The 26,246-nt window shown below is 59.1% G+C and carries 29 protein-coding genes, 2 tRNA genes and 2 pseudogenes; 22 read left to right on the top strand and 11 right to left on the bottom strand.

From position 1 onward, the window contains the following. Positions 1-585: 585 nt before the first annotated feature. The 7 genes from MUN84_RS01670 to MUN84_RS01640 all read left to right on the top strand — a co-directional run bounded on the left by MUN84_RS01670 (position 586) and on the right by MUN84_RS01640 (position 7,215). Positions 586-1,893, top strand: coding sequence for a hypothetical protein (locus tag MUN84_RS01670; RefSeq protein ID WP_244696369.1), 1,308 nt, complete (start codon positions 586-588; stop codon positions 1,891-1,893). Next, positions 1,794-2,159, top strand: a complete 366-nt coding sequence (locus MUN84_RS01665) for an OmpA family protein (RefSeq protein ID WP_317239184.1) — start codon at positions 1,794-1,796, stop codon at positions 2,157-2,159. Before MUN84_RS01670 ends, MUN84_RS01665 begins: the two co-directional genes overlap by 100 nt. Positions 2,160-2,479: 320 nt before the next feature. Continuing rightward, the gene (locus MUN84_RS01660; protein ID WP_244696368.1) at positions 2,480-2,878 is read left to right on the top strand and encodes an AAA family ATPase; all 399 of its coding nucleotides are present in this window, start codon (positions 2,480-2,482) and stop codon (positions 2,876-2,878) included. Beyond that, a complete protein-coding gene (locus MUN84_RS01655) occupies positions 2,878-3,156 on the top strand; it encodes a hypothetical protein (RefSeq protein WP_244696367.1) in 279 nt (92 codons plus the stop codon). The genes MUN84_RS01660 and MUN84_RS01655 overlap by 1 nt, the downstream gene beginning before the upstream one ends. After that, positions 3,147-5,078: a polynucleotide kinase-phosphatase gene (locus MUN84_RS01650; protein ID WP_244696366.1), complete on the top strand. Its 1,932-nt coding sequence runs from the start codon at positions 3,147-3,149 to the stop codon at positions 5,076-5,078. Before MUN84_RS01655 ends, MUN84_RS01650 begins: the two co-directional genes overlap by 10 nt. 4 nt (positions 5,079-5,082) lie before the next feature. Further along, on the top strand, positions 5,083-6,333 hold the full coding sequence (locus MUN84_RS01645; RefSeq protein WP_244696365.1) for a hypothetical protein: 1,251 nt from the start codon (positions 5,083-5,085) through the stop codon (positions 6,331-6,333). A gap of 93 nt (positions 6,334-6,426) precedes the next feature. Further along, positions 6,427-7,215, top strand: coding sequence for an NIPSNAP family protein (locus tag MUN84_RS01640; protein ID WP_244696364.1), 789 nt, complete (start codon positions 6,427-6,429; stop codon positions 7,213-7,215). A 35-nt stretch (positions 7,216-7,250) separates the two neighbouring features. Here MUN84_RS01640 and MUN84_RS01635 read toward each other — a convergent pair whose 3' ends face one another. Genes MUN84_RS01635 through MUN84_RS01625 form a run of 3 tightly spaced genes read right to left on the bottom strand, consistent with a single transcriptional unit; the run spans position 7,251 to position 8,781 of the window. Next, complete coding sequence (locus tag MUN84_RS01635) at positions 7,251-7,913, bottom strand: M20/M25/M40 family metallo-hydrolase (protein WP_244698584.1); 663 nt, start codon at positions 7,911-7,913, stop codon at positions 7,251-7,253. Between the two features lie 8 nt (positions 7,914-7,921). Next, positions 7,922-8,353 carry a hypothetical protein gene (locus tag MUN84_RS01630; RefSeq protein ID WP_244696363.1) on the bottom strand — a complete coding sequence of 144 codons (432 nt, stop codon included), beginning with the start codon at positions 8,351-8,353 and terminating at the stop codon, positions 7,922-7,924. Further along, positions 8,350-8,781 (bottom strand): hypothetical protein, encoded by a 432-nt coding sequence (locus MUN84_RS01625; RefSeq protein ID WP_244696362.1) that lies wholly within the window; start codon positions 8,779-8,781, stop codon positions 8,350-8,352. The genes MUN84_RS01630 and MUN84_RS01625 overlap by 4 nt, the downstream gene beginning before the upstream one ends. Before the next feature lie 457 nt (positions 8,782-9,238). On the opposite strand from MUN84_RS01625, the gene MUN84_RS01620 reads away from it, so the two are divergent. The 3 genes from MUN84_RS01620 (at position 9,239) to MUN84_RS01610 (ending at position 11,231) form a co-directional block, all read left to right on the top strand. Next, complete coding sequence (locus MUN84_RS01620) at positions 9,239-9,994, top strand: DNA polymerase beta superfamily protein (protein WP_244696361.1); 756 nt, start codon at positions 9,239-9,241, stop codon at positions 9,992-9,994. Between the two features lie 158 nt (positions 9,995-10,152). Continuing rightward, the gene (locus MUN84_RS01615) at positions 10,153-10,602 is read left to right on the top strand and encodes a DNA polymerase beta superfamily protein (protein ID WP_244696360.1); all 450 of its coding nucleotides are present in this window, start codon (positions 10,153-10,155) and stop codon (positions 10,600-10,602) included. Continuing rightward, the gene (locus MUN84_RS01610; RefSeq protein WP_244696359.1) at positions 10,581-11,231 is read left to right on the top strand and encodes a hypothetical protein; all 651 of its coding nucleotides are present in this window, start codon (positions 10,581-10,583) and stop codon (positions 11,229-11,231) included. The genes MUN84_RS01615 and MUN84_RS01610 overlap by 22 nt, the downstream gene beginning before the upstream one ends. A gap of 93 nt (positions 11,232-11,324) precedes the next feature. Here the strand turns inward: MUN84_RS01610 and MUN84_RS01605 are convergent, their stop codons facing one another. Then, positions 11,325-11,561 (bottom strand): hypothetical protein, encoded by a 237-nt coding sequence (locus tag MUN84_RS01605; protein WP_244696358.1) that lies wholly within the window; start codon positions 11,559-11,561, stop codon positions 11,325-11,327. A 162-nt stretch (positions 11,562-11,723) separates the two neighbouring features. Next, the gene (locus MUN84_RS01600; RefSeq protein ID WP_188558976.1) at positions 11,724-12,005 is read right to left on the bottom strand and encodes a hypothetical protein; all 282 of its coding nucleotides are present in this window, start codon (positions 12,003-12,005) and stop codon (positions 11,724-11,726) included. 606 nt (positions 12,006-12,611) lie between these two features. Here MUN84_RS01600 and MUN84_RS01595 point away from each other — a divergent pair. Further along, positions 12,612-13,256: an HAD family hydrolase gene (locus MUN84_RS01595; RefSeq protein WP_244696357.1), complete on the top strand. Its 645-nt coding sequence runs from the start codon at positions 12,612-12,614 to the stop codon at positions 13,254-13,256. A 42-nt stretch (positions 13,257-13,298) separates the two neighbouring features. Continuing rightward, positions 13,299-13,463 (top strand): hypothetical protein, encoded by a 165-nt coding sequence (locus MUN84_RS01590; protein ID WP_244696356.1) that lies wholly within the window; start codon positions 13,299-13,301, stop codon positions 13,461-13,463. A 98-nt stretch (positions 13,464-13,561) separates the two neighbouring features. Here MUN84_RS01590 and MUN84_RS01585 read toward each other — a convergent pair. Next, positions 13,562-13,635 (bottom strand) — tRNA-Asp (locus MUN84_RS01585). A 339-nt stretch (positions 13,636-13,974) separates the two neighbouring features. Beyond that, positions 13,975-14,048, bottom strand: a tRNA-Asp gene (locus tag MUN84_RS01580). Positions 14,049-14,300: 252 nt separating this feature from the next. Here MUN84_RS01580 and MUN84_RS01575 point away from each other — a divergent pair. The 8 genes and pseudogenes from MUN84_RS01575 to MUN84_RS01545 all read left to right on the top strand — a co-directional run bounded on the left by MUN84_RS01575 (position 14,301) and on the right by MUN84_RS01545 (position 18,433). After that, positions 14,301-15,247, top strand: a pseudogene (locus MUN84_RS01575) (acetyl-CoA carboxylase carboxyltransferase subunit alpha). A gap of 169 nt (positions 15,248-15,416) precedes the next feature. Beyond that, positions 15,417-16,265, top strand: coding sequence for an MBL fold metallo-hydrolase (locus MUN84_RS01570; protein ID WP_244696355.1), 849 nt, complete (start codon positions 15,417-15,419; stop codon positions 16,263-16,265). A gap of 153 nt (positions 16,266-16,418) precedes the next feature. Further along, positions 16,419-16,550, top strand: a complete 132-nt coding sequence (locus tag MUN84_RS01565) for a hypothetical protein (RefSeq protein WP_244696354.1) — start codon at positions 16,419-16,421, stop codon at positions 16,548-16,550. Beyond that, positions 16,547-17,131 carry a patatin-like phospholipase family protein gene (locus MUN84_RS01560; RefSeq protein WP_244696353.1) on the top strand — a complete coding sequence of 195 codons (585 nt, stop codon included), beginning with the start codon at positions 16,547-16,549 and terminating at the stop codon, positions 17,129-17,131. Before MUN84_RS01565 ends, MUN84_RS01560 begins: the two co-directional genes overlap by 4 nt. An 84-nt stretch (positions 17,132-17,215) precedes the next feature. Beyond that, positions 17,216-17,551 carry a 1-acyl-sn-glycerol-3-phosphate acyltransferase gene (locus tag MUN84_RS23415; RefSeq protein ID WP_317239069.1) on the top strand — a complete coding sequence of 112 codons (336 nt, stop codon included), beginning with the start codon at positions 17,216-17,218 and terminating at the stop codon, positions 17,549-17,551. After that, complete coding sequence (locus tag MUN84_RS23410; protein ID WP_317239068.1) at positions 17,515-17,787, top strand: hypothetical protein; 273 nt, start codon at positions 17,515-17,517, stop codon at positions 17,785-17,787. The genes MUN84_RS23415 and MUN84_RS23410 overlap by 37 nt, the downstream gene beginning before the upstream one ends. Positions 17,788-17,879: 92 nt before the next feature. Next, entirely contained in the window at positions 17,880-18,170 is a 291-nt protein-coding gene (locus MUN84_RS01550) for a hypothetical protein (RefSeq protein ID WP_244696352.1), read from the top strand. A gap of 68 nt (positions 18,171-18,238) precedes the next feature. Next, positions 18,239-18,433: a hypothetical protein gene (locus MUN84_RS01545; RefSeq protein WP_244696351.1), complete on the top strand. Its 195-nt coding sequence runs from the start codon at positions 18,239-18,241 to the stop codon at positions 18,431-18,433. Between the two features lie 84 nt (positions 18,434-18,517). On the opposite strand, the gene MUN84_RS01540 is transcribed toward MUN84_RS01545, so the two are convergent. After that, positions 18,518-19,186: a DUF4159 domain-containing protein gene (locus tag MUN84_RS01540; RefSeq protein WP_244696350.1), complete on the bottom strand. Its 669-nt coding sequence runs from the start codon at positions 19,184-19,186 to the stop codon at positions 18,518-18,520. A gap of 99 nt (positions 19,187-19,285) precedes the next feature. Further along, a complete protein-coding gene (locus MUN84_RS01535) occupies positions 19,286-19,993 on the bottom strand; it encodes a 16S rRNA (uracil(1498)-N(3))-methyltransferase (RefSeq protein ID WP_244696349.1) in 708 nt (235 codons plus the stop codon). Positions 19,994-20,191: 198 nt separating this feature from the next. Here MUN84_RS01535 and MUN84_RS01530 point away from each other — a divergent pair, with 198 nt between their 5' ends. After that, the gene (locus MUN84_RS01530; protein WP_244696348.1) at positions 20,192-21,268 is read left to right on the top strand and encodes an SDR family oxidoreductase; all 1,077 of its coding nucleotides are present in this window, start codon (positions 20,192-20,194) and stop codon (positions 21,266-21,268) included. A gap of 82 nt (positions 21,269-21,350) precedes the next feature. Here the strand turns inward: MUN84_RS01530 and MUN84_RS01525 are convergent, their stop codons facing one another. Continuing rightward, entirely contained in the window at positions 21,351-22,136 is a 786-nt protein-coding gene (locus tag MUN84_RS01525; protein ID WP_244696347.1) for a S1/P1 nuclease, read from the bottom strand. Positions 22,137-22,390: 254 nt separating this feature from the next. After that, positions 22,391-24,003: pseudogene (gene pckA, locus MUN84_RS01520) on the bottom strand (phosphoenolpyruvate carboxykinase (ATP)). A 253-nt stretch (positions 24,004-24,256) separates the two neighbouring features. On the opposite strand from pckA, the gene MUN84_RS01515 reads away from it, so the two are divergent. Then, positions 24,257-25,990, top strand: coding sequence for a peptide MFS transporter (locus MUN84_RS01515; protein ID WP_244696346.1), 1,734 nt, complete (start codon positions 24,257-24,259; stop codon positions 25,988-25,990). Positions 25,991-26,246: the final 256 nt, after the last annotated feature.

Below are 26,246 nucleotides of genomic sequence, written 5' to 3'. Positions count from 1 at the left end.
TGGAGCCGCTGGGCCCCGTGGTGGCCGAGGTGGGCGCGCCCTCACAGCTGGCCGTGTTTGAGCGGTAAGCCCAGGAAGCGGGCGTTCTGGTTGTGGGCGGCCCATGGCTGCTGGGATAGGGGCCATGAGCCGCGGCTTTTTTACCTTTGGGGCGGTGCTCTTCGCTTACTAATTGGCTTATGAAGGTTTTGCTGACGCTGGCCCTGGTGCTCTGCTGGCTGCAGCTCTACGCTCAGGAGCCGGCGGCGCGGCAGCTTTATACTGATACGGTGGCCCGCTACCAGCTCACTTACCCCGCATCCTGGCAGCTACAACCCGCCAGCCACCCGGCTGAAATACGGTTCGTTGCCCCCGGAGCGCCCGGGCTGGCCCGGGTAACAATTACCCGCCATTCCCTACCCGCTGAAGCGCACCCCGGCCTGAGTAGCCACCCGGCCCCCAACCCCCAGACTCGGTGTGGCAGGCCTTGCAACAACTGCCGCAGGGCCACGTTCAGCAGCTGCGCCGGCGCGCGGCCACTGGGTATCCGGAAGTGCAGTACCAGTATACCTACGCCGCGGCGCCGGCCCGGCGCCGCGCATTCGCGTGGTGGGCCGCCGCATCAGGCGCGCCGATGTTGAGTTTCGGCTGGAATATCAGGCCCCAGTTACCCAGGATGCCCGTCACCTTGCGGAAGGCGAGCAGGTGCTAAAGTCGTTTCGCTTCACTGCCGATGCTCCCGGCCACCCCGGCGCTACCCCTCAGCCCTGCGACGATAAAATGTACGGTATTGCCGCCCTGCGCTATACTAACGACATCTGGGAAGATGACTGCCAGACCATTCACGAGTTTGCGGGCGCCGATCTTTCCGCCCGGCCTAAGGTGCACCGGCGGGTATTGCCTTTCCAGTCGTACGCCCTGGCCAAGGGTTTCGATAACTGCCTCTACTCGGTCACCAAGTCGCCTACCAACGCGCCTGAGCGGGTGTACCGCTACAACCCCGCTACCGGCCAGGGCGAGTACACCCGCTGGCAACTACCGGCCCAGGGCCCCGAAAACGTCTGGATTTCGGCCGCCACCGACGAGCAGGGACACCTCTATTTCATGACTTCGGATGCCAGCAAGCTGGTGAAGGTAAACCCCACCGATGGGCTGGTAACGGTGCTCTGGACCGCGGACCCGCAGCGGCAGGCGCCGTTTTATCCCAAAATAGGCTTTGCTGGGGCGGGCTCTCACGGTAATTTCTGCCTCGACGAGGCCCAAGTTCTTTACCAAGTGTATAGCACCGACGGCTCCCTGATGAGCGTTGACCTTGCCACCCGCCAGCCCGGCCCCCAGCTGATTGTTCCCACGGGGCTACCGGAGCGGGGCGGCTACAGCGACCTGCTGTTCCAGAAAGACGAACGGGGCCGGCGCTGGCTGTATATGGCCGGCCCGAAAGCCCTGTACCGGGTGAATATGAGTCGGGGCGAGGCGGAGTTAGTGCGCCGGGGCATTTACACGGACCTGGCCGGCTGTAACGTGTTTCGCCGGGAGCCCCCGCTGGTCGGAGCAGCGCCGCCGTCAGCTGGCTTGCCTGCTACCGGCGTCTGGCGGGGCCGGGTGTTAGATGCCACTACGTATCAGCCCTTGCCCCAGGCCCGGTTGCGCCTCGGGCCGGCCGGGGCCGAAACGACGGTGCCGCTCACGGCCCAGGGCGCATTTTCGTATCTAGTGGAGCCTGGCCGCCCGGCCGCGGCCCAGGTGCGCCTGCCCGGCTACCTACCCCTCGACAGCACCTATGCCACCTACGCCGGCCCTACGGGCAGGACGTACTGCTGCAGCCGCTCACTGTTGGCACCACCCTGGGGCTGGATAAAGTCCGCTTTGAGCAGGGGAGTGCCCGGCTGCTCTCGTCCTCGTATCCGGCCCTGAAAAAGCTGCTGCAGCTGCTCACGGAAACTCCCAGCCTCACCATTGAGCTGCGCGGCCACACCGACAACGTAGGCTCTGCGGAGAAAAACGTGCAGCTCAGCGAGCGGCGGGTAGCTACCGTAAAAGCCTACCTCGTGCGCCACGGCATAGCGGCGACCCGTATTACGGGCCAGGGTCTGGGCGGGGCCGAGCCCCGGGCCAGCAACGAGCGGGAAGCTACCCGCCAACTCAACCGCCGCGTGGAGTTTCGGGTAACGGGGAGGTAGCAACTAGTGCCCACGAAAAGCTAGTTTAGGCTTCCCGTTTAGAAATTCAGTAGGATATTTCTCGGTTCACGCCCTTTTGTTCGATTTGGATATAGTTTCAGTATGCCAATAACAGATTGATGGTGAATGTGTTTGTGCTTGAATATATCCTTTTGTTAAATAGGCTTTCGATAGTCCATATGCTGCTAGTCTTCTCGGGCGCTGGCTCCAAGTTCGTATATCGTTCGTAGTTGCTTTATTCGGGCGTCTATTGATTACTATGCGCAGATATATCAGTCTAGGCTGCATTTAGTAAGCCGTAATTCCGTTTTCGCCATTGTATGCCCCTGACCTCCCTTAAACTTCCCGAACTCTCCCTGGTGTTGCTCATTGGCACTTCGGGCGCGGGCAAATCTACGTTTGCTCGTCGCCTGTTTCAGGCCACCGAAATTGTGTCGTCGGACTACTGCCGGGCCCTGGTGGCCGATGATGAAAACGACCAGTCGGCCACGCCGGAGGCCTTTGCCCTGCTGCACTACCTAGTGGGCCTGCGCCTAAAGCGTGGCCTCTTAACGGTAGTAGATGCCACCAACGTGCAGCCCGAGGCCCGCAAAACCCTCGTGCAGCTTGCCCGCGACTACCACGTGCTGCCCACGGCCATCATCCTCGACGTGCCCGACCGGGTGGCCGAGGACCGCAACCAAGCCCGCCCGAACGCCGGCACCTGGGCCGCCATGTAGTGCCCCAGCAGCGCCAGCAGCTACGCCGTAGCCTCAAAACCCTCAAGCAGGAGGGCTTCCGCCACGTTTACCACCTGCATGGTCCCGAAGAAGTGGACGCCGTACAAACCATCGTCCGCGACCCGCTGTACAGCAACCGCAAGCAAGACACGGGGCCCTTCGACATCATCGGGGACGTGCACGGCTGCTACGATGAGTTGGTGCAGCTGCTTACCCAAATGGGTTACGTCGTGCAGACCGAGCCCGCTCAGGACCCCGCGACTTGGGTGTGCGTGTAACGGCCCCCGCCGGCCGTCGCGCCCTGTTCCTGGGCGATTTGGTAGACCGGGGTCCCGCCTCGCCCCAGGTGCTACGGCTGGTCATGAGCATGGTGCAGGGCGGCCAGGCCCTGTGCGTGCCCGGCAACCACGACATCAAGCTGCTGCGCTACCTGAACGGCAAGCAAGTAGCCGAAAAGCACGGTTTTGCCGAAACGGTGGCCCAGCTGGCTCCCGAGTCGGAGGCGTTTAAAAGTCAGGTGCGACAGTTCCTAGATGGCCTCGTGAGCCATTATGTGCTCGATGGGGGCAAGCTGGTCGTCGCCCACGCCGGCATGCGCGAGGAAATGCAGGGTAGGGGCTCGGGTGCCGTGCGGGCCTTTGCGTTGTTCGGCGAAACCACCGGCGAAATCGACGAGTTTGGCTTGCCCGTGCGCTACAACTGGGCCTCGGAGTACCGCGGCCGCGCCATGGTGGTATACGGCCACACGCCCGTGCCCGACCCCGAATGGCTCAATAACACTATTGACATTGATACCGGCTGTGTGTTCGGCGGCCGCCTCACGGCCCTGCGCTACCCCGAGCGGGAGCTGGTAGCCGTGCCCGCCGCCCAGGTGTACTGCGAGCCGGTGCGGCCGCTACGCCCGGCCGAGGTAACTGCCGACGTGGCCCAGCTCACCGCCCAGCAGCAGCACGACGATTTATTGGACATCCGCGACGTGACGGGTAAACAGATTATTAAAACCCGCCTGCTGCCCTCGGTAACTATTCGGGAGGAAAACGCGGCGGCCGCCCTGGAGGTGATGTCGCGCTTTGCTCTGAACCCCAAGTGGCTACTCTACCTGCCGCCCACCATGAGCCCTTCGGAAACCTCGGCCCTGCCCGACTTGCTAGAGCACCCCGCCGAAGCCTTCGACTACTTCCGGCGTCAGGGCCTGGAGCGGGTAGTCTGCGAGGAAAAGCACATGGGCAGCCGCGTGGTAGTGGTGCTGGCCCGCGACGAGGCCGCGGCTCGCCGCCGTTTTGGGGTGGTGGGCGAGGGGCCGGGCAAGTGCTACACCCGCACTGGCCTCAACTTCTTCACCGATGCCGCCCTGGAAGCCGCTTTTCTCACCCGCTTGCAAGAGGCGCTGACCACTGCCGGGTTTTGGGAGCGGTTCCAGACCGACTGGCTCTGCCTGGATGCGGAGCTACTGCCCTGGTCGGCCAAGGCTCAGGAACTCATCAAGAGCCAGTACGCGGCCGTGGCCGCCGCGGCTACGGCTGCGCTACCCGAAACCGTAGCCGTGCTTAGTCAGGCCAGTTCTCGGGGCCTTGACGGGGTCGAAGCCTTGCTGGCCCGCGCCACGGCTCGCCAAACTGCCGCCGAGCACTACGCCCAGGCCTACCGCCGCTACTGCTGGCCCGTGGAAAGCCTCGCCGACCTGCGCCTAGCGCCCTTCCACCTGCTAGCCACCGAGGGCCACACCTATTTCGACAAGGACCACGCCTGGCACATGGAAACCCTACGCAGCATCTGTCTCGCCGACGAGGCGCTACTCCGTGCCACTCCCTACCGCGTGGTGAACCTTCAGAATATTGCCGACGTGGAAGCTGCTACCCAATGGTGGACCGACCTCACCGGGGCCGGGGGCGAAGGCATGGTAGTCAAGCCCTACGACTTCATCCCCGGCGGCCGCCAGCACTTGGTGCAGCCGGCCCTCAAGTGCCGCGGCCGCGAGTACCTGCGCATCATCTACGGCCCCGACTACCTGCTGCCCGGCAACCTGGAGCGCCTGCGCGAGCGGGCCGTCAAAGCCAAGCGCAACCTGGCCCTGCGCGAATTCGCCCTGGGAGTAGAAGGCCTGGAGCGCTTCGTGGCCGGCGCCCCGCTCCGGGAGGTACACCAGTGCGTGTTCGGGGTGCTGGCCCTGGAAAGTGAGGCCGTAGACCCACGGCTGTAGCATCATGCTGGAACCTGTGAAGCCCATTGCAGAGGAGTTTTCTTTACCCCGCCGACTGCTGTGCCCCCGTAGCCTGAGCGGCGTTCTGGCGCGGGCGTGGCTGCTGTGCCTGCTGCTGAGTTTGCTAGAATGGCTCACACCGCTAGCATTCAACAACCGTGGCATGAGCAGTGGGCTGCACTGCGGTATCTGGCTCCTTTCCCCATTTGTGGCGCAGCGGCTACCCAAGCTGAAGTGGCTTCCCCAGGTGCTTTGGGGTAGTTTACTACTGTCCTTGACGCTGGGCCTGCTGTTGTGCCTGTGGCTGTTCGGCTTGGGTATCATCTCCTTATCACATCAATACCACTTTTTCTTCGGTACCAATGACAGCCATGCTACCTGGAAAACCGAATACATCTACGCTCGCCGGAACGGGGCCGTGGTGGCAAGACAAGGCTGTCAATACTGGAGCTTGCAGGGAATAAACGCTCGGCACAGCCGTACCGTTAGGATTCGGCCCCTCACGCCCCTGATGAACTGGATAACGCCTGCCGAAGAAGACCATCCTACGGGCTGGACAGTGGTAGATAAAAAGGCGGTTTATTTCAGCCCCGACTCTACCCGGCAGTATCAGGCCGATGCTCAGCAAGCCGGGCAGCAACGGTGCTGGCAGGAGCAGCAGCGCCTTGATAGCACCGCCGGGCCTGCCCCACGACTTGAGCTGCCTGCTGCCACTCAACGCGGCGCAGGTACCCTGGGCTTTGAGCTGGCCGGTAAAGTGTGGCGCAATTTCGGCCACTGCTTCGATGGAAAAGTGTGTGCAGACTATTGCCCCGCTCGAGTCTCGGGCGTGCTTGAAAATGGTGACCCCGCTAACCCAATTTACTCGTTTCGAATCATGACGGAACTGCGTGCGGGCCCAGCCAGGCGCCAGCGGCTGTCCCTCTGGCTTACCCACGTGAAGGGCCCAGGCGTGTACGAGGCGAATTCACCCTCTGACGCGCGAAAAGATTACAACCTGGAGCTGTACGACGAAATTACCGACAGCTTGTATAGTCAAGCCAGCGCCTTGGGCAACCCTGAGCAATGGACAGGCCCCACTGCTCAGCCTAGCCAACTGCCCGATGTCGCCCGGGTAACCATCACCCGATTAGATGCCGACGCGCAGATTCTTTCCGGTACGTTCGAGGGACAACTGCGCACTACCGACCCACGAGCCAAGCCACTGCCGGTTCGTAAGGGCCGCTTCGATGTGCAGTACCACCTGTTTCGGTAGCTTGGCTGTGACGTGGTTCGGGGTGTGCTTGCGCATTCCTCTCTATGGTAGCACGAACACCTCATTGTTCAGTCTCTTTTACTTCTTTCGTGTATGAAACAGCTTCACTTCCTGCTGATTACCGTTCTACTGGGCCTCGGAATGAGTAGGAGCCAGGTGGCCGCTCGGGCCGTAGCAACGCGGCCCGCCTACATGGAACTCAAGGTGTACCACCTGAAAACCAGCCGGCAGGAGGCGGTAATTGACAGTTTCCTCCAGCATCAGTACATGCCAGTACTGCGCGCCGCCGGCATCACTACCATTGGCGTGTTTAAACCACTGGGTAACGACACGGCCGCTGACAGAAAAATCTATGTGTTGACTCCGTACGCATCCTTGAAGCAGTGGGAGAAAGTGAGTCAGGAAGCCACCACCAAACTGCTGGCTACCGGAGGCGCCTACGTGAATGCGGTTCACACTGCCCCGGCGTACAGCCGCTTGGAAACGGTTTTTATCAAGCCCTTTGAGCAAATGACGAGCCTGGCGGCTCCGCAGCTCACCGGGCCCAAAAACGAACGGGTGTATGAACTGCGGAGCTACGAGGGCGCCAGCGAGAAGCTATTCCGCAACAAAGTGCAGATGTTTAACGCCGGCGGAGAAATCAAGCTGTTCTCCCAATTAGGCTTCAATGCCATTTTCTACGGAGAAGTAGTTTTCGGCTCGAAAATGCCAAACCTGCTGTACATGACCTCTTTCGAGAACATGCAAGCCCGGGAAGCCCACTGGAAAGCCTTCGGCAACGACCCCGAGTGGAAGAAACTTTCCAGCCTGCCAGAGTACCAAAACAACGTGTCACACATTGATATCTTATTCCTGCGCCCGACTGCGTATTCGGGGCTCTGAACAAGGTAGGGCGCAACTAGAATTAAGAGTTCTGATTACTTGCCCATGCTCTTGTCCCGCGCGCCTTTGAACTCCGAGCCGGCCCGCCACTGCGGGAACGTAGTTTCGGCGGCTAGGCGCTGGCCCACGCGGAAGTAAAGCTGGGCGTCCTGGGCAATGCCTGCGAGGTCCCAGTTGGGGTCGAACTGGTCGGCGGGCTTGTGGTACATGTTCGTGGTGTAGTTCTGGCGCTGCTGGGCAATGTAGTCCTTGCCGCGGGTGCGGCTCTCGAAGCCGCCGCTGGCGTAGAGGGAGGGCACGCCCACGTGGGCGAAGTTGAAGTGGTCGGAGCGGTAGAACATACCGGTTTCGGGCTGTTGGTCAGGGAGGATGTAGCGGTCCTGCTCCCGGGCAGCGGCGCGGGCGTAGTCCTCCAGCTCCGACTGCCCGTAGCCGATAACCGTGAGGTCTTTCATCTGGCCATAGGGCCAGAGCATGTCCATGTTCAGGTCGGCTACGGTTTTGTTTAAGGGGTAGGGCGGGTGCTGGGCGTAGTAGGCCGAGCCCAGCAGGCCCTGTTCCTCGGCCGTGACGGCCAGAAACACGATGCTGCGCTCCGGCTTCTGCGGCGCTTTCTGGAACGCTTCGGCAATGCTGAGCAGGGCCGCCAAACCAGTGCCGTCGTCCACCGCTCCGTTGTATATGGAGTCGCCGGCAATGGCTTTGCCTACCCCAAAATGGTCCCAGTGGGCCGAGTAGATGATGTACTCATCGGGCGGGTGGTGCCGGGCAGCACGGCCAGCACGTTGCGCGAGGTCTGGCGGCGGAGCTTGTTCTGGATGCTACCCGAAAGGGTAAGCCCACCCAGCGGCAGGGGCCGGAAGCCTTTGGTATTGGCAGCGGCATAGAGCTGCTCGTAGCTCTGGCCGGCGGCCTGGAACAGCTTTTTGGCCGCGTCTAGGCTCAGCCAGCCTTCCAGGGCGCACTTGTCGGCGCCGTTGTTGGCGGTTTGGGCGCGCAGCTTGGGGCTGACGGCCCCGCTTAGTACCACCGACCAGGGGTAGGCCGCCGGCTTGGTGTCGTGCACGATGAGCACGCCGGCGGCGCCGTGGCGGGCCGCTTCCTCGTATTTGTAGGTCCAGCGGCCGTAGTAGGTCATGGCCTTGCCTTGAACAAGGTGGTGTCGTTGCCCGCATTGCCGGGGTCATTCACCAGCACCACCACCGTTTTGCCCTTCACGTCGAGGCCGGCGTAATCGTCCCAGCCGTACTCGGGCGCCACCACGCCGTAGCCGGCAAACACCAGCGCGGAGTTGCTGACGCTCACCTGCGGCTGCTCGCGCTGAGTAAACGTCACGAAATCAGTTTTGTACTGGAAGCTCAGGGGCTGACCTTTGCCCTTGATGTGGAGGGTAGGCGCGGGCGTACCGGTAATTTCGACCAGGGGTACGGGCTGGAAGTAGGAGCCACCCGGGCCGGGCTGCAACCCCAGGCGCTTGAACTCGTCGGCCAGATACTGGGTGCTGCGCTGCTCACCCAGGGTGAACGGCTTGCGGCCCAGCATCTCATCCGAGGAAACGGCCTGCAAATACCGGCCAATCGTGGCGGCGCTGATGGCTTCAGCGGGAGTAGCGGGGTAGTCGCGCCAGCTTCCGCCGTAGCCACTGCTGGCGTTGAGGAAGTGGTAGAGGCGTTCTGAGACTGACAGGCCGCCAGAACGAGGCCAAGCAGCAGGCCAGCCGGTAGGAGAGAAAAAGTAGAGAAGGGCATCATCGTTAGGGTGCTGGGAAGGCAGCAGTGGGAAATATAAAACATTGTTCGGGGAAGCATCACAAACGATTAGTCGGGTACCCGAACCAAATGGTGGCGCTAGTACACAGCCGACCCATTGTATGGCAGCAGAGAATTTGGTGATGGGTTTTCAGGTTAGCCGGAAGATTAAAACGAGTTGAATCGGCAAAATAGAACGGAAGCAGCGCCGAGCTTCCACTGGTAGCACCGTTCTTTGCGCACCCTGCTTACACCCCGGTAATTATCTTCCGATTATGCTCTCTCGCATCCAAAAAGCTATTACCCAGCTCGAAACCACCCACGGTATCCGCGTCCTCTACGCCTGCGAGTCGGGTAGCCGGGCCTGGGGATTTCCCTCGCCAGACTCTGACTACGACGTGCGCTTTATCTACAGCCACCCCGCCGAGTGGTACCAAACCTTGGATGAGGAACCCGATACGCTCAACTTTCCAGTGGATGAGGAGTTGGACCTAGCCGGCTGGGAGCTACGCAAAACCCTGAAGCTGCTGCGCGGCTCCAACGCGGCCCTGTTCGAGTGGCTTCAATCGCCGGTGGTGTACCGGGAGGCAACCGGGTTTCGAGCGGCGCTGGCGCCGCTGCTGCCGTCCTGCTGGAATGCGCGCGCTGGCTTTAACCACTACATCGGCCTGATGCGACGTGGGGTAGAAGAAGATCTACCTGCGGAAGACGTACGCCTGAAGCGGTTATTTTACGCCTTACGCTCCACACTGGCCGCCCGCTGGATTCAGCAGCGCCCCGCCGAAGTGCCCCCGATGGAATTTGGGCAGCTGCGGCAACTGCTGCCCTCCGCCCTAAACAGCACCGTGGAGGAACTGCTGGCTCGGAAAGCTACCGCCAACGAAAAAACTACCGTGGAGCGGCCTGCCGCGCTGGTCGCCTTCCTCCAAGCCGAGTACACCGTAGCCCTGGCGGCCCGCGAACAGTTGCCCATTAGTCGGCCGGCCAACCCTACGCCCTCCCTGAACGACCTGTTTCGGGCCTGGCTGTAGAACCCTGAAACGGCCGTAGAAACGCGGCATTTCACGTCTCGGTATCAGATTAATGCTTATCAGAGAAGGGCGCTGCTTACGCAAATTTCGCAACCAAGAGAAGTAGTAGTAGCGCATCTATATGACGCACAATACCACCAGTCCCGCCCCGCCTATTTATGACCATTGCCGACCTGCGCCAACGCGGCCTGATTTTATTTGAAGCCATTAGTGGCAGCCGCGCCTATGGCACCAACCTGCCCCACTCCGATACTGACCTGAAAGGCGTGTTTATTTTGCCCGAAGCGGAGTTTTACGGCCTCACGTACGTGCCTCAGGTAGCCAATGACACCAACGACGAAGTATTCTATGAGCTGCGCCGCTTCGTGGGGTTACTGCTCAAAAGCAACCCTACAGTACTAGAGCTGCTGGGTACTCCTGCGGATTGCGTAGTGTACCGGCACCCCCTTTTCGAGGCATTCCGGGCCGAGGACTTCCTGTCCAAGCTGTGCCGCCAGAGCTTCGCCGAGTACGCCGTGGCGCAGATCCGGAAGGCGCGGGGCCTGAACAAAAAAATCAACCACCCCGAGCCGCCCAGCGCAAGTCGGTGCTGGATTTTTGCTACGTAACGGTAGGCGCTGGGGCCCAACTAGTAGCTGCGTGGCTTAGCCGGCGCGGCTACGCTGCCAGCCAGTGTGGACTGGCCAACGTAAACCACCTCAACGATTTATACGCCCTGTTCGTGGATGAAACGCCCGACCAGCGCCACGGCTACCGGGGCCTGGTGCGCGACCCGGAAACTTCCCAGGATGTGCAGCTCTCGGCCGTGCCGAAAGGGGAAATGCCAGTCGCCTACCTCAGCTTTAATCGCAACGGCTACAGCACCTACTGCCGCGTGTACCGCGACTACCAAGAATGGGAGCAGAAGCGTAATCCGGAGCGCTACCAGAATACCGTGCAGCACGGCAAAAATTACGACGCTAAAAATATGCTCCACGTGTTTAGGCTGCTACGCATGGCCGAGGAAATTGCCACCACGGGCCAACTGCACGTGCGCCGCCCCGACCGTGCGTTTCTGCTGCAAATCCGCCGCGGCGAGTTTGCCTACGATGAGTTGGTAGCCGAAGCTGAGGCCCTGGTAGATCGGGTGGAGGCCGCTTTTGCCACCTCTGCGCTGCCCGACGCCCCCAACCAGGCCGCGGCCGAGCACCTGCTGCGCCAGGTGCGGCGAACCTGGTATGCCCAGGCCAGCCGCTAGCTCCAACGCCACGGCCCGTTTTCCGGTACCTCCGTTGCGGTAAGCATTGGGAAGTAGTGCCGGAAAACGGGCCGTGGCGTTGGGAGTGAAAAGTTACCGCGTCGAGTGCCGGCCTACTTTATAAGTGGATTGGGAGCGGGATTTCTGCCGCAGCAGCGAGAAACGCTTCTTACTGGTTTTGCGGCCCTTATAGCGCTTGTAGAAGGGGCGGTGGGTATAGGTTTTGCCGCGCATCTTAGCCCGGGCGTACCGGGTAGGGCGGGCGGCATCAACGGGTTCGGCCACGCCAATCATCAACAGCGCAACCAACAAAAGCACGATCCGGGTCATAGGCCAAACAGGTTAGGTCCAGCCTACTAACTCAGGCATCGGCAAAAAATTGTGCGGGCCGCCGGGCCGAACTAATGTTCTAGACCCCAGGTTACAAGAATCGGCCTTTCCCATCACGAAGATGAGAAAGGCCGGTTACTAGTGACTTATAACAGCTTGCCGCTAGCCTCCACCAATGGTTTGGTTGCGCGAGGGCTGCTTGGGGGCCGGAGTTGTAGTTCTTTTCCGTTTGCGCCAGATCTGGTACCACCGCTGCCGGTAGCGGGCCGTGCGCTTCTTGCGGGCCCGGCGGCCTCCTCCTTTATAGGTGCGGTAATTGGGGCGGTGCACGTAGGTTTTGCCGCGCATTTTGGCGCGGGCTGCCGGGCCGCCCTGACCTAGGGCTGGGCTCACATCAACCAATGCCATCAGCATCAGCCAGAGAAGTAGGAAAAGTCTAGGCATATCAAAAGAAGTAAAGCCGCAAATGGGGAGGCAAAAGTAGGACTCCGGACGGCAACTATTCGGCCAGAATACGGGCAGTACGCAAAAAAAGTCAGCAGTGGATTGTGGAATGTGCCCGATTAAAGCACCTGACTGGTAGAATTTATATTCTTCCTAGCCTATGTTCCAATTCTTGCGCGCCGGAGCGCTGCTCATTGCATAGGCCTGCTACCGTTCTCAGCCACGGCCCAGCAGTGCAGCCACCTCACCAAAGTGTTCTGCTCAACGGACGCCCTAACCGCCGCTTGTACGAAAAGGGGATGAGGCAGCGCGACCCAACTTCTTCACCCAGCCGGTTACCCCCATCCTGACAGGCTGGCTCGAGTGGGCCCGGGGCGAGTAGGGGCAAAGCTCCTACGCATCGGAGCCTTGCCGCTGAACCAGCAGCGCGCGACCAGCCTCTAAAGCAGCACTTTCGTAGTTGCTCAAAATCTAGAAGCCATCGTGCTCCAAGTGCTACTAGTAACCTTGTTCTGAGCAGCTGAATGATGATCCGTCTTGCCAGGGTAGGACGGTTTCTTCCCTTGGCAGCCTTCCACAAGATGCCTTCCCGTACTTTCGTGACGAATGAGCTACTCCCTGTTATTATTTGATTATGATGGCACGCTCTGCGATACCCGCAACGCCATCAAGTACTCCCTGCGGCGTACGTTTCAGGAATTTGGCTTGGTTGAGCCAGTGGAGCCGGCCCTGCAGGCGGTGGTGCAACAGGGGCTGCCCCTCGCCGAAACCCTGTTGGCACTGCACCCAGCCGGTACTAGCCCGCTACCCGCTACTTGGGTTGAAACCTACCGCCGCATTTATAGCGCCGAGGCCGAGCCGCTGGTTACTCCTTTTCCCGGCGCCCAGCAGGTACTGGCTACGGCCGTTGCCCGCGGGTGTACGGTGGCCATTATCAGCAACAAGGGATTAGCTATTCTAGAGAATTCGCTGGCGCGGCTAGGCTTGCGCGCGTACGCTGCCCTGGTGCTGGGCGACGACCCCACGGCTGCCACGCCGCTGCCACTCAAGCCCGATCCGGCCCTGTTTACCCAGCGCATTCAGCCCCAGTTTCCGCAGTTCACTTCTGCCACTACCCTCATGATTGGCGACACGGCTACGGACCTGCAGTTCGCCCACAACTGCGGCATTGCCGCCTGCTGGGCTTCCTATGGCTTCGGCCACGCCCTGATTATGCCGCCTTTAAACCCGCTCACCGCATTAGCAGCTTAGTCGAACTGCTACCTCTTCTGGCTCCATAATACTTAGCGCATTATGTCAACCCTCCCCGCACATTCCGTGGAATCCCAGCTCCGGGCGGCTCTGGTAGGCTTGGCCTTGCGCGACGCCCGGGGCGTACCGGTGGAGTTTCATATCCGCGCCGCTCGTCCTCTACTTGGGAACTTCAGCTCAACGCATGGTTGTCAGCTTATGGGGTAGGAGCCTGGAAAGTAAACCAGTATTGCATCAGGTTGGGCGTCCTCAAAATGCCACAAAACCGAAAAAGCCTCAGCATCATTTGATGCTGGGGCTTTTTGCGGTCCGGACGGGACTCGAACCCGCGACCTCCGCCGTGACAGGGCGGCATTCTAACCGACTGAACTACCGAACCGTTTACCTTAACTAAAAAGCCGGGTGCTTTCCGTTATTGTGATGCAAATATAGACGGGTGTTTTGGGCTGTGCAAATAAAAAAGCGCATTAACGGTCTGTTAAAGCCCTTTTTTAAGGGTAGTATACTGTTACTAAATGAAATAGGAGACAAAAATATTTTTCAACCTTCTGTCTTAATCATGTAAACCTAGGGCTATATCCGCCGGTATTTAGCCTGCGACAGATTTAGCCCACCAATATAGCCGAACCAAATACCACAATCTGTGTTGGGGGTAGGATAGAAGCTTGGAGCAGTTGAAAAAGCAAAAGGCCCTTCAGATGAATCTGAAGGGCCTTCGCGGTCCGGACGGGACTCGAACCCGCGACCTCCGCCGTGACAGGGCGGCATTCTAACCGACTGAACTACCGAACCAGGTTGTTCTACTTCGCGGCCCGAGTGGCGGTGAAGTGGTGCAAAAGTAGAGGTCCGGATTGGACTGCGCAACAGTGAAAGTAAAAAAAGCTGAAAAAAGCCGGCTCCGCTCGCGTTGATGGCTGTTGCTCAGGCAGAAAAAAAATCAAAGAAATCGACAGCAACCGGCAGTGCGCCGTGTCGGCCTCGTCGCTTACCTTTGCTTTCTTCTCATTCCCCCTCGTACCCTCCAAGACGTACCCTGCCGTGGCAATGCTCCTCGATTTCGAACAACCGATTGCCGCTCTCGAAGGCAAGCTCCGTGAAATGCAACAACTGGCCCTCGATAGCCAGGTGGATGTGTCGGATGCCGTGACGGCCCTCGAAGCCAAAATCAAAGCCCTCAAAAAGGAAACCTACGCCAACCTCACCCGCTGGCAGCGCGTGCAACTCTCGCGCCACCCCGACCGGCCCTATACCCTTGACTACATTGAGGGTATGACCGAGAAGTTTATTGAGCTGCACGGCGACCGGACTGTTGCCGACGATAAGGCTATGGTAGGCGGGTTTGCCGACCTTGATGGCCGCTCGGTGATGTTTATTGGGCAGCAGAAGGGGCGCAATACTAAGCAGCGCCAATTCCGTAATTTCGGCATGCCCAACCCCGAGGGCTACCGCAAGGCCTTGCGCCTGATGAAGCTGGCCGAGAAGTTCAACAAGCCTATTGTCACCCTGATTGATACGCCTGGCGCGTTTCCGGGCCTGGAGGCCGAGGAGCGGGGACAAGGCGAGGCCATTGCTCGCAACCTTAAGGAAATGTTCCTGCTGAAGGTGCCCGTTATCTGCATTATCATCGGGGAAGGCGCTTCCGGCGGGGCCCTGGGTATTGCCATCGGCGACCGGGTGCTGATGCTGGAAAACACCTGGTACTCCGTGATTTCGCCTGAGTCGTGCAGCAGCATCCTGTGGCGCAGCTGGGACTATAAGGAGCAGGCTGCCGAGGCCCTCAAGCTCACGGCGACCGACATGCTCAAAGCTGGCCTCGTGGATGGTATCGTGAAGGAACCGCTCGGGGGGCGCATACTGATGCCGCTACCATGATCAAAAACCTGAAGAAAACCATCCTCAAAACCCTCGACGAGCTAGAGGCTTTACCCCAGGATGAGCGCATTAGCCAGCGCATCGATAAGTTTTCGAATATGGGCGTGGTAGTAGAGTAAGTTCATCAAAACAAAACCAGAACGACATGCTCAGTGTGCCGAAGCATTCCTACCGGTGGCTAATCAATTAAGTTAGCTGCCGTAGAGATGTTTCGGCACGCTGAGCATGTCGTTCTGGTTTCTCTATAAACCAGAATAACCGCTACATCCCACCCCTCAATCCTACCCGATGACCGTTCATACCCTTGATACCGGCTTGTTTAAACTCGATGGCGGCGCCATGTTTGGGGTAGTGCCCAAAAGCATGTGGCAAAAGTTTAATCCGGCCGACGAAAACAACATGTGCACCTGGGCCATGCGCTGCCTGCTGATTGAGGACGGTCAGCGGCTGATTTTGGTGGATAACGGCATCGGCGACAAGCAGGACCAGAAGTTTCGGGGGCATTTTTACTTGCACGGCGACGACACCCTGGAAAAGTCCCTGCGTAAGCTCGGCTTCACCGCCCCCGACATTACCGACGTATTCCTGACCCACCTGCATTTTGACCATTGCGGAGGCTCAGTGGTGCGCACCCCGGACGATAAGCTGCACCTGGCCTTCCCCAACGCTACCTACTGGAGCAACCAAAACCATTGGGACTGGGCCGTAACGCCCAATGCCCGCGAAAAAGCTAGTTTCCTGAAGGAGAATATTTTGCCCATTCAGGAAAGTGGCCACCTGCGCTTTATCGACCCGGTGGGCGCTGTGCCGACGGAGCTGTCCTGCTTCCGGGAAATTATTCTGGCCGATGGCCACACCGAGAAGATGATGGTGCCCGTGCTACACTACAAAGGCCGCACCCTGGCGTTTATGGCCGACCTACTACCTAGCGCCGGCCACGTGCCCTTGCCCTACGTGATGGGCTACGACATGCGCCCGCTCATAACGCTGGAGGAGAAGGAGCGAGTGCTGCGCCGCGCCGCCGACGAAAACTGGGTGCTGGTGCTGGAGCATGACGCTCATACCGAGTGCATCACGGTGCAACATACTGAGAAAGGCGTGCGCGTAGCTGATACACTGAAGCTGACGGACTTATAGCCCGCGGGCCGGCGCGACTACCGGTTTTGTTGGGTCTAGCACAGCTGTAGGCATCTTTGCGGCGTTAAAGGCCACCATGAATGAGATAAACCAACCACAACAGCTGGGGCTGGCGTTTTCGGGGGAGGAGCGCGCGGCATTGCCCATTTGGGTGTGCTAGCTGCCCTAGATGAGTTGCAGTTGCCCATCGGCCACCTAGCGGGCGTATCCTCGGGAGCCATTGCCGCCACCTTCTATGCGGCCGGCGTGGCCCCCGTGAGATACTGCGCCTATTTCAGGAAGTGAGCCTGGGGCAGCTAACGCGCATTTCGCTGAGCCGGTACGGGCTGCTGCGCATTGACGGAATAGGTGAGCTTTTCAAACAGCACTTAGGCCTCGATGCTACCTTCGAGCAGCTGCGTATTCCGCTGACGCTGGTAGCAACGGATATTGCCGAAGGCACCAGTGTTCGTTTCTCCCAGGGGCCGCTAATTCCGCCCTTGCTGGCTTCCTCGGCCGTGCCAGTGCTCTACCGGCCGGTAGAATACCAGGGCCGCCACCTAGTAGACGGTGGCCTACTCAACAATTTGCCTACCGACGCTTTAGTCGGAATACCTGGCCTGCAGATAGTGGGCGTCCACTCCAATCCGCCCCACCGGGAGCCGCGCATTACTACCTTGCGCGGCCTGATTGAGCGGACCCTGAACCTGGCCGTGGGCGCCAACACCTTACCCAGCAAGCAGCACTGCGCCCTATTGCTGGAGCCGCCGGAGCTGGGGGCCTACCGCATGACCCAGTACAAGCGCGCCCCGGAGCTATTCGATATAGGCTACCGCTACACGTTGGGCCGGGCCGCGGAGCTGCGGGCCTTGCTGCAACCCCGCTAAGTGGGGGTATGCGGCCTTCCGGTACATTTCTCTAGCTTTGACATATGGTAGCTTCCTCTCACCCGGCTACCCGTTTATTTCCGCATGACTGCACGCAAAACCTCTACTTTTTGGTACCTGTTTTCGAAGTTCTGGTTCAAGATAACCGGCTGGCGACTGGGGCCTCAGGTGCCGGCTGACATCAAAAAAAGCATGATGATTGCCGCGCCCCACACCAGCAACTGGGACTTTATGTTTGCCCGGGCCGCGTTTTTCCTGATGGATGTGGATGTGAAGCTCACCATTAAGAAGGAGTGGACCACCATTCCGGTGCTGGGAGCCCTGGTTCGTTCCCTCGGGGCTTGGCCGTGGACCGCAGCAAGAACAACAGCCTCGTGGATGGCATGGTGCAGCTCTTTAAGGAGCGCGACGAACTGGTAATTCTCATTACCCCCGAAGGCACCCGTAAGTACCAGCCCAAATGGCGCAAGGGATTCTACCACGCCGCCGTGGGCGCCGGCGTGCCCATTTTGCTGGGCTACCTCGACTATAAAAACAAAGAAGCCGGTGTCGGACCAGCCTTCTGGCCCACTGGCGACTACGAAAAGGATCTGGAAGAAATTCAGGCTTTCTACCGCACCAAGCAGGCTCGCTTTCCTGAGCAGGGCGTGCGGTAAATTATAAGTAGAGTTGCGAGGGAGAAGGTGTGAACTAGCTCTGGTTGCCCAAATTTTCACAACTTCACTTTTCACCAGTTCACCTTTGGCGCATGGAAAAGCTGCAAACCCTAGCCTGGATTCTAATTGGGCTGGCTGTCTTCATCTGGCGGATGGTGCAAAAGGCGCGCGAAACCACGGCCCGGGAGCAGCGAGAACGGCGCTATTCCCGCCCCGACCCCGCCGGCCGTCCTCGCCCGGTGGCACCGGGGCTGCCCGCCACCTCATTTGAGGAACTGTTGCGGCAGATGCAAAACCAGAACCGCTCTGACCCATCCGGGCCGGTTTCAGAAACCGGTGAAACCACCCCAGCCGGCCGGGCACTACCCGCGAAACCACGGTAGCCGCCCGTACCCTCGAAGAAATAAATCGTCCGGCTCGCTCGCTGGAGCGAAGCGTTCCAGCCCGCTCCTTGGAAGCCCCGAGCCGGGAAATCCGCCGGGCGGCCGAGCTACCCCGGGCCAGGGCGCAGCAACCTCAGCAGGATTATTGGCAGCAGGAGCAAAGCCGCCGGGAAGCTCCCGCTTCGCTTGCGGAGCGGTTACGTAACCCCACCGACTTACGCACGGCCTTAGTGCTGGGCGAAATCCTGAGACGTAAGTTTTGAGAGTGAGAATTGAACTGAACGAGGGCCCTGCCGCGGAATATATTCTGCGGCAGGGCCCTCGTTCTGGTTGTTAGCGACTACCTGTTAGTCCTGGGTCAGGGCGTAGGTTACTAGGTTGGCCCCCATTTTTAGGGCAGCTTCGTGGGTAGCGGGCGTGTCCTCGGGGTAGGTGCCCAGGTCTTCCCAGCCGTTGCCTAGGTCGCACTCAAACGAGTAGTAGCATACCAGCCGGCCTTTGTAGAGCAGCCCAAAGCCCTGGGGGCGCTTGCCGTCGTGCTCGTGCACCTTGGGCAGGCCGCGCGGAAACTGAAACTTCTGGTGGTACACGGGGTGCGTGAACGGCAGTTCTACAAACTCTAGCTCGGGAAACACCTTCTTCATTTCCGGCCGGATAAACTTATCAAGCCCGTAGTTATCATCGATGTGCAGAAAGCCCCCGCCCGTAAGGTAGCGGCGCAGGTTGCGGGCTTCGGCATCGGTGAAGGATACGTTGCCGTGGCCCGTCATATGAATGAAAGGATAGGTCAGCAGCTCCGGCGAGTCTAGTTCCACGGTAGCTTCCTCCGGGTCGATGTTGGTTTTTAGGGCCTGATTACAAAAGCGAATCAGGTTGGGCAGGCTGGTTTTGTTGGCGTACCAGTCGCCGCCCCCGCCGTAGTGCAGCTTGGCAATGCGAAAGCTAGGCGCAGCTGGCGCAGCGGCCATCAGCAGTAAGGGCAGCAACAAAAGTCCTAGGAACGAGCGAATACGCATGTGGAATAGGTAGTTAAATCGACGCAGAAGGAAATACCAGGCAGCAACGCCTGCGGCTCAGGCGGAAAAAGCCTCGCCACGGAGACTACAAAAATTCGGCTACAGCAATTCCCGCACGACGTGCGCGGTGTGCAGGGCTGCCAGCGCGGCGGTTTCCGTCCGCAACCGGGAGGCGCCCAGCGTAACCGGCCGAATGCCGCGGGCAAAGGCAGCCGCTATTTCCTGCGGGGTAAAGTCGCCTTCGGGCCCAATGAGGATGCAGCACGCACTACCGGCCGCGGCCACGCGGGCCAGGGGCGTCCGTTCCCCGTCCTCGAGGTGGGCAATAAACGTGGTTTCAGATGGTGTGGTAGGCAAGAAGCGGGCAAAATCCGTTAGCTCCGTCAGGGTCGGTAGCCAGGCTTGGCCCGACTGTTTCAGGGCGCTGATGGCAATTTTCTCTAGCCGGTCCAGCTTCAGTTCCCGACGCTCAGAGCGGGCGCAACGCAGAAAGGTCAGGGTATCAACCCCAATTTCCACCGCCTTTTCCACGAACCACTCCATTCGGTCGAGGTTTTTGGTGGGCGCTACCGCTACGTGCACCTGGTAAGGGCGGCCTGGCACCAGCTGCTCCCGCACTACGCGCAGGCGGCAGCGCTTGGCATCGGCCGCTTCCACCTGAGCCTCGTACACGCTCCCGCGTCCATTCACGAGCGTTACTGCATCTCCGGCCCCGAGGCGAAGCACGCGCACCGCGTGCTTGCTTTCGTCTTCCGGCAAGGTGTAGGTAGGTAGGGTTACATCGGGGGCGTAAAACGTGTGCGGCATACGGCAAAGCTACGCCGAATCAAGCAGCCAGGCATGCGCCCGTGGGGTAGAGGCATGGGGGCCGCGGCTGTCGTGCGGCGCCCGGCAGGCGAATCAGCCCAAGAGGAAAGGCCAAAATTTTAAGCGAGCTGCTCTGATCCTGCGCTTACTATCCGCGTACTGTAGCTAGTCACTTACCACTAAAATCGGATACCCAGGATGGCAGTTACACTCAAAAAAATCAAGGACCAGACCATCGTTATTACCGGGGCTTCCAGCGGCATTGGGCTGGTTACGGCCCGCATGGCGGCCAAAGCCGGAGCCAAGCTGGTGTTGGCGGCCCGCAGCGAATCGGCTCTGCGCCAACTGACAGAGGAAATCAACCAAGCGGGCGGCCATGCCACCTACGTGGTAACGGATATGAGCAAGCCCGAGGACGTGCAGCGCCTAGCCTACGAAGCCTCCTACACCTACGGGGGCTTTGATACCTGGATTAATAACGCCGGTGTTTCTATTTATGGCAAGCTGGAAGAGGTGCCCATTCAGGATATGCGGCAGTTGTTCGAGGTTAACTTCTGGGGCCTCGTGCACGGTTCTCTGGAAGCAGCTAAACACCTGAAGGCTAAGGGCGGCGCAATTATTAACGTCGGCAGCATTCTCTCTGATATTACGGCCATTCTGCAAACCATCTACAGCGCCAGCAAACACGCCGTAAAAGGTTTCACTGATGGTCTGCGCATGGAGCTAGAAATGGACGGAGCCCCGATTTCGGTGACCCTGATTCAGCCAGCCGCCATCGATACTCCCTATCCCGTGCACTCCAAAAACTATATGGAGCGGGAAGCCAAACACGCGCCGCCTGCCTATGCGCCCGAAACAGTGGCCCGCGCCATTCTGCACTGCGCCGCTACCCCAGAGCGCTCCGTGGTAGTAGGTGGCGGCGGCAAGGCCATGATTGGCATGGAGCGCTGGACACCCGCCCTGCTCGATAAGTTTATGGAAAAGTCATTTTCCAAGCAGGAAAAGGCCGACTACGCCCCGCGGCCTCTTCAGCAAAATGCCCTCGACCGGCCTATGGGTGCCTTGGAGGAGCGTGGCAACTACCCCGGCCACACCCGCGAAACCAGCTACTACACCGAGGCCGCTACGGCGGGCAGCCCGGCTCTACGCACGGCCGTGCTGGTAGGAGCGGGGGTAGCTCTGGCTGCTTGGCTGGGTACCAAGGGCAAAAGAAACGGAAGCAACTCCAGTTCGAGCAATGCCGAGATAAAAGGTATTGCCTTCCACGACAACTAACCGTTCCTCTTCTCATAACGCACAACACCCTGACCACCAGCTCTGGCGGTCAGGGTGTTGTGCGTTATGAGAAGAGGAACGGCTAGCCCAACGTCTCGTTCAGGAGTCCAGCCAGACGGACACCCGCTTCCACAATGCGCTTCTTCATTAGATCAGCGTGGGCGGGGTAGTACTTGTAATCCACATCGGTGCCGGCGGGGGTTTCCTGGTAGAGCTTCTCCGACTCCTGGTACGACTCCCACAGCCACTGGTCGGGTGTAGAAGCTTGCAACTGCCGGATCTGCCGGTTGCGCAGCTTGTGGTCGTATTGCTGGGCCATTTCGGTGTACGTCAGGCCCTGGTAGTCCAGCAGGCCACTGTCCCACAGGCTGTGCAGGTTCGTGTCCTTGCCGCGGTACTTGAGTTTAATATCATTGCCGCCCTTGTCTTCGGCATGGCCCGTGTGCATGGGCTGGTGCACGTCGCCCACTATGTGCACAACAAATTTGAGTGCGGCAGCCCGTTCTTCCTTGGTCTTGTTGACATCCGCCAAAATGCGCATTTGTGCCTCCAGGGCACTGTAGGCGTTGGCCGTCGTCTGTGACTTAATAGCTTGTACGTACTGATCGTGAGGTAAGCCCGAGGGCGTATTCACGTAGTGCCAGGGCGCAGTTTCTTTGAACTCGGGGTAGTAGCGTATCTCGTCGGGCCAAGTGCTAACCAGCGTCAGCGTTTCCGTGCCCAGCAGACGCTGCACTTCGCGGCGGGCTTTACGGCTAAGATGATGTTCGGCAATTTTGCCCACGGCGCGATGACCATCAACGCCCCACGCCCACAGGGTGAGCGGCGACAACAGGCAAAACAGCAGCGGAAGAAGGCGCTTACGCATACAAGTAAAAGGAAAGAAGGATGTATAAACGCAAAAGTAGCGCGTTTGAAAAGGAATCTGGTACTATTCCGCGCAAACTTACTTCAAGTTAGAAAGCATCAAATTGCCAGACATTCTTAGCTATGCACGAGAGTTGAGACGGATTCTACAAACTTCAGTGGCTACCTCAGCTAGTCATCAACGTACTTGTTCAACGTAAAAAGCCCGGCTAACTTTTGTTAACCGGGCTTTCTAATGAGTTTAATAGCTACCTACTATACGCTTGCTGCAACTTCAGCCTTAGGTGCGCCGGCCAGAATTTCCTCATTGGCATAGTCAGCGTACTTTTTGAAGTTGGCTACAAACTTCAGGGCCAGATCAGCCGCCGTGCGGTCGTAGTCTTCCTTGTCGGCCCAAGTGTCGCGCGGGTCGAGGATTTCGGCGGGTACGCCGGGTACGGAAACCGGCATTTCCACCCCGAAAACGGGATGCTTGTGGAAGGCTACCTCGTCCAGCTCCCCGTTGAGGGCAGCCGTAATCATGGCGCGAGTGTAGCTCAGCTTCATGCGCGAGCCTACCCCGTAGGAGCCGCCCGTCCAGCCGGTGTTCACCAGCCACACGTTCACCTCATTCTCATCCATTTTCTTGCCCAGCATCTCGGCGTATTTCGTGGGGTGCAAGGGTAGGAAGACGGCGCCAAAGCAGGCCGAGAAAGTAGTCTGCGGCTCGGTAATGCCCATTTCTGTGCCCGCCACTTTGGCCGTGTAACCCGACATGAAGTGGTACATGGCGCGGCTCTTGTCGAGCTTGCTGATGGGAGGCAACACCCCGAAGGCATCAGCCGTCAGGAAGAAAATGTTCTTGGGCGCATCGGCCACGGAGGGCTCAATGGCATTCGGAATGTAGTTGATGGGGTAGGCGGTGCGGGTATTTTCCGTTACCGATTTATTGGCGTAGTCTACCGTGTGAGTGCCGGGCACAAAGCGCGTATTCTCCACAATGGAGCCGAACTTAATGGCATTCCAAATTTCGGGCTCTTTCTCGGCGCTCAGGTCAATAACCTTGGCGTAGCAACCGCCTTCGAAGTTGAAAATGCCCGCGTCCGGAGTCCAGCCGTGCTCGTCGTCGCCGATGAGGCCGCGGTTAGGATCGGCCGAAAGAGTGGTTTTGCCCGTGCCCGAAAGGCCGAAGAAAATGGCTGTATCACCGTCTTTGCCTACGTTGGCCGAGCAGTGCATGGGTAGGGTTTCCCGCTCGTGGGGCAGCAAGTAGTTGAGTACTCCAAAAATGCCCTTCTTCATTTCGCCAGCGTAGCCGGTACCACCAATCAGAATCATCTTTTTGGTGAAGTTCAGAATAGCGAAGTTTTTCTGGCGGGTACCATCTACTGCCGGGTCAGCCTCGAAGCCAGGAGCACAGATAATGCTGAAATCCGGGGTCCAGCTAGTGTCAGCTCCCTCAGCAGGGCGCAGGAACATGTTGTAGCAGAAGAGGTTGTGCCAAGCCAGCTCGTTTACTACCCGCAGCTTCAGCTCGTAGGTTGGGTTGGCGCCGGCGTAGGCGTCACGCACATAAATCTCCTTGTCTTCCAGATACTTCACCATCTTCTGGTGCAGCTGATCGAACTTGTCGGCCTCGAAGGGGATGTTGATGTCGCCCCACCATACACTATCCTGGGTGTTGGCATCGCGCACTACAAACCGGTCCTTGGGGAGCGGCCCGTGAAGGCGCCGGTGTCGGCCATCAGGGCGCCGGTGTCGGTAAGGGTGCCTTCGCCCCGGCGCAGGGCTTCCTCCACCAGTTCAGCGGGGGTGAGATTGAGGTGAACCTGGGTGGCGCGGGAAATGCCCAGGGGGGCGAGGCGGGCGTTGGCGGCGGAGTCCATCATAGGGCCGAAAACGGGGGTTGGGTGGGTGGGAAATTGGGGGAATTAAAGAACAAAAATAGACAAAAACCCGACTGGAGCACTGTTTTTACTGAAAAAAGAGCGAAAATTCGCTACTGGCGCGGGTTAGCCGGGCGTTGCTTTTGGCCTAACGAGCGTTAGTACGTCAGGGTTAATAATCTTTTGTAGCTTTACCAACCTGCCCTGCGGTTGCAGCCGCGGGTGTTTCCTCCTCACTTCTTTTCCTTCACCTTTCATGCAAACGACCTCTGCTGTGCAGGACCAGCCCATGCAGGCTGCCCAAACCAGCCACCCGAAGGGCCTCTACGTGCTCTTCGCCACCGAAATGTGGGAGCGGTTTAGCTACTACGGTATGCGGGCCCTGTTGTCGCTGTACATGCTCAAGGCCCTCCTGATGAATAAGGAGATGTCGTCGCTTATTTACGGCAACTATACTTCGCTGGTGTACCTGACGCCGCTGCTAGGAGGCTACATGGCCGACCGTTACTGGGGCAACCGCCGCTCCATTCTAGTAGGAGGCCTGCTGATGGCGGCTGGGCAGTTCAGTTTGTTTTTCTCGGCTTCGCTGTACTCCGCTGGCCAGACGGAGGTGCCTTCGGCGCAGTTGCTGCTGTTCTTTCTGGGACTGGGGTGCCTGATCTTCGGCAACGGCTTCTTCAAGCCCAACATTTCCTCTATGGTCGGCTCGCTCTACCCCAAAGGCGACTCGCGCATTGATGCGGCCTACACCATTTTCTACATGGGCATTAACCTGGGGGCATTCTTCTCGCCTCTAGTGTGCGGTACGCTCGGCGACACGGGCAACCCGGCTGACTTCAAGTGGGGCTTTTTGGCGGCCGGCATTGGCATGCTCATCGGTAGCCTCACGTTTGAGCTGTTGAAAAATAAGTACGTAGTAACGGCCGAGGGTACGCCCCTGGGCGCCCGGCCCGAGCGCACCGTGGAACACTCGCCCGTGGTACCTGCCCAAACCGACGCCCCGGTACGCACTGAAACCATTGCTCAGCCTACCAAAAGCTTCGCCAGTAAGCTGCCCATGCTTATTGGCTTGTTTGCCGTGGTGTACGCCGCCATTGCCTGGCTGATGGACCGTGACTGGATTGGCGCTCTGGTATTCTCAGCCATGATAGTGGCTCCCGTTACCATCCTGACTGACCCCACGCTTACCGCCCGCGAAAAGCAGAAAATCTACGTGATTTTCATCCTTAGCTTCTTCGTAATCTTCTTCTGGGGCACGTTTGAGCAGGCTGGTGCCTCGCTCACGTTCTTCGCCGATGAGCAAACCGACCGGACCTTTGGCTCTACGGTCGTGCCGGCTTCCTACTTCCAGTCGGCTAACGCCTTGTTCATCATCATCTTTGCCCCCATTTTCGCCGTGCTCTGGACGTGGCTGGGCAAGCGGCGCCTGGAGCCTTCTTCGCCCCTGAAAATGGCTATTAGCCTGATGCTGATGGCGGTGGGCTACCTCATTATTGCTTTTGGGGTACGCGGGGTAGATGCCAGCACCAAAGTGAGCATGTTCTGGCTGATTACCATGTATATGGTGCACACCTTCGCCGAGCTGTGCCTTTCGCCCATCGGGCTGGCACTGGTGAATAAGCTGGCTCCGGCCCGCTTTGCTTCCCTGCTCATGGCTGTGTGGTTCCTGGCTACGGCTGCTGGCAACAAGCTGGCCGGTGTACTGTCGGGCCTGTATCCTCCCGGCCCCGGCGAGTTTGCCAAGGCCGCCAAGGAAGGCATCAATCTGCCCAACATCCTGAACGGTACTACCCAGGCCACGGCCGATGTACTGACCAAGCTTAACACCCTGGAGTTAACTGCTCACTGGCCCACGTTCCTGGGCTTCCAGATTACCAGCCTTTACGACTTCTTCATGATTTTCGTGGGGTTGTCGGCCGTAGCTTCCCTCATTCTGTTTGTTATCTACAAGCGTCTTTTCACCATGATGCAGGAGCCGGCAACAGTTTAGTGCCACTCAGTAACTAAATTCAAAAACGCCCCCGGCAGCTTTTGCCGGGGGCGTTTTTGTGAGTAGGCTCCTACCTCGTGGGTGCTGATCAATACTCCGCTCATCACATCTGTCCGCTGCTTGATGGCTTTAGCGCGCATCGAATTGGCACTGGCAAGACTTGTTTGAGAAGTAGGTCTATACCTAGTACCCCTGGGTAAATAGAACGCCCCGCTGGATACAAGTCCAGCGGGGCGTTTTTACGTGGTCAGCGAAG

The organism is Hymenobacter sp. 5516J-16, assembly GCF_022919335.1.
Classification (GTDB): Bacteria; Bacteroidota; Bacteroidia; order Cytophagales; family Hymenobacteraceae; genus Hymenobacter; species Hymenobacter sublimis.
The sequence above is the reverse complement of the archived record's forward strand: the minus strand, read 5'-3'. Positions and strand labels throughout refer to the sequence as shown.

Excerpts from the sequence above, each read along its gene's own strand:
- MUN84_RS01525 (WP_244696347.1), bottom strand. The coding sequence starts at position 22,136 with ATGCGTAAGCGCCTTCTTCCGCTGCTGTTTTGCCTGTTGTCGCCGCTC.
- MUN84_RS23415 (WP_317239069.1), top strand. The coding sequence starts at position 17,216 with ATGACTGCACGCAAAACCTCTACTTTTTGGTACCTGTTTTCGAAGTTC.
- MUN84_RS01550 (WP_244696352.1), top strand. The coding sequence starts at position 17,880 with ATGGAAAAGCTGCAAACCCTAGCCTGGATTCTAATTGGGCTGGCTGTC.
- MUN84_RS01645 (WP_244696365.1), top strand. The coding sequence starts at position 5,083 with ATGCTGGAACCTGTGAAGCCCATTGCAGAGGAGTTTTCTTTACCCCGC.
- MUN84_RS01595 (WP_244696357.1), top strand. The coding sequence starts at position 12,612 with ATGAGCTACTCCCTGTTATTATTTGATTATGATGGCACGCTCTGCGAT.
- MUN84_RS01530 (WP_244696348.1), top strand. The coding sequence starts at position 20,192 with ATGGCAGTTACACTCAAAAAAATCAAGGACCAGACCATCGTTATTACC.
- MUN84_RS23410 (WP_317239068.1), top strand. The coding sequence starts at position 17,515 with ATGGTGCAGCTCTTTAAGGAGCGCGACGAACTGGTAATTCTCATTACC.
- MUN84_RS01615 (WP_244696360.1), top strand. The coding sequence starts at position 10,153 with ATGACCATTGCCGACCTGCGCCAACGCGGCCTGATTTTATTTGAAGCC.
- MUN84_RS01620 (WP_244696361.1), top strand. The coding sequence starts at position 9,239 with ATGCTCTCTCGCATCCAAAAAGCTATTACCCAGCTCGAAACCACCCAC.
- MUN84_RS01640 (WP_244696364.1), top strand. The coding sequence starts at position 6,427 with ATGAAACAGCTTCACTTCCTGCTGATTACCGTTCTACTGGGCCTCGGA.
- MUN84_RS01605 (WP_244696358.1), bottom strand. The coding sequence starts at position 11,561 with ATGACCCGGATCGTGCTTTTGTTGGTTGCGCTGTTGATGATTGGCGTG.
- MUN84_RS01540 (WP_244696350.1), bottom strand. The coding sequence starts at position 19,186 with ATGCGTATTCGCTCGTTCCTAGGACTTTTGTTGCTGCCCTTACTGCTG.
- MUN84_RS01600 (WP_188558976.1), bottom strand. The coding sequence starts at position 12,005 with ATGCCTAGACTTTTCCTACTTCTCTGGCTGATGCTGATGGCATTGGTT.
- MUN84_RS01535 (WP_244696349.1), bottom strand. The coding sequence starts at position 19,993 with ATGCCGCACACGTTTTACGCCCCCGATGTAACCCTACCTACCTACACC.
- MUN84_RS01630 (WP_244696363.1), bottom strand. The coding sequence starts at position 8,353 with ATGACCTACTACGGCCGCTGGACCTACAAATACGAGGAAGCGGCCCGC.
- MUN84_RS01660 (WP_244696368.1), top strand. The coding sequence starts at position 2,480 with ATGCCCCTGACCTCCCTTAAACTTCCCGAACTCTCCCTGGTGTTGCTC.
- MUN84_RS01515 (WP_244696346.1), top strand. The coding sequence starts at position 24,257 with ATGCAAACGACCTCTGCTGTGCAGGACCAGCCCATGCAGGCTGCCCAA.
- MUN84_RS01590 (WP_244696356.1), top strand. The coding sequence starts at position 13,299 with ATGTCAACCCTCCCCGCACATTCCGTGGAATCCCAGCTCCGGGCGGCT.
- MUN84_RS01570 (WP_244696355.1), top strand. The coding sequence starts at position 15,417 with ATGACCGTTCATACCCTTGATACCGGCTTGTTTAAACTCGATGGCGGC.